Genomic DNA, 1170 nt, shown 5'->3' on the forward strand with positions numbered 1-1170 from the left:
ATTGCCGTGTCTTGGTCAATCAAAAGATGACAGCAATCGTCGCCATCAAAAACCAGTTGTTCTAGTTGGCAACGGTGAGCAAAATCCGTCATCAAAGCGGTAGTAAATCCATTAGCCATTTGAATGAATAATCCTATTGTGCTTGTTACGAATTCGGCGGACGAGTCATGAAAACAGAGTGACTCAGGCCGTTTTGATGCTGTTATTTTTCATCATTCGTCGCGATTAATATGCTAAAGATGGTCGGATTTTTTTCGTTTTAAGACGTTTGAAAACAACAAAGCTCAGCAATGTGCTGAGCTTTGTGTTCGATTGATTTGGCGGTGACTCTCTACTCTGGTGACGTCATTTTCCGCTCACTGAGTTGTTTCACCATCGCTTGCTTTAACGCCTGAATCTGTCCATCGATACTGGCGTCAATAATGCCGACTTCGGTTTCCAGTATGCAGCCACCGTTTTTGAGGCGCGCATCGGCAACCACATCGACATAACCCACTTCAGGAAAATCACTCAAAACGCCAGCAACTTTCTCTCTCACGTCAACCACTTGCTCAGGATGAACGTGTAAGATCACTTGCTTTTGATTACTCACCAATTGCAGCGCTTCTCTGACCACGCTGATCGTGGTGTCAACGTCATCAAATGTGTCGATGATTTTACGCACCGCATCTAAGACGACATTCGTCATTTTGTGCTCAACTTGCAGGTAATATTCATTGCAGCGAGCCAAAGTAGCGACCATCGCTTGCGCATTTTCTATTTTCGCCTGCTCCAAACCATCTTGATAGCCGCGCTGCTTTTCGGTTTCATACGCTTGCTGCGCTTTAGCAATGATGCTGTCGGCTTTCGAATTCGCCGCTTCAACCAAATGTTGCGAATCGAGATAACTAACGTAATCCTTGGCTTTGAGCACCTTTAAACCTGGCGCTAACTGCAAGTTGTCGGTTTTATTTCAACAAATGAAACCATTGGGGAATAACCTGTTTTGCGATTTTTTTGGTGAGTCGGTACGCGAGATCACGCTGCTCTTCAACGAGCCAAGAGGTGTTTTCTTTCACTTGGCTAAGTGATTGATCGAGCTTGAACTGCCAACGGAGCAAAATATCGTGAGAAGAGCTCGCTAAGATAAACTTCATCCATGCGTAGCCCTGTTTGAGCATGTGACGTTCA

At 45.0% G+C, this 1170-nt stretch carries 1 protein-coding gene and 1 pseudogene; both read right to left on the reverse strand.

Translation table 11 applies throughout. The features are described 5' to 3' along the window. Nucleotides 1-331 precede the first annotated feature (331 nt). Nucleotides 332-913, reverse strand: coding sequence for a SctL family type III secretion system stator protein VscL (vscL, locus tag R8N28_RS25965; protein WP_021451479.1), 582 nt, complete (start codon nt 911-913; stop codon nt 332-334). A 34-nt stretch (nt 914-947) separates the two neighbouring features. Further along, nucleotides 948-1170: pseudogene (vscK, locus tag R8N28_RS25970) on the reverse strand (SctK family type III secretion system sorting platform protein VscK); the annotation flags it as partial.

Source organism: Vibrio sp. Vb1554 (assembly GCF_033344235.1).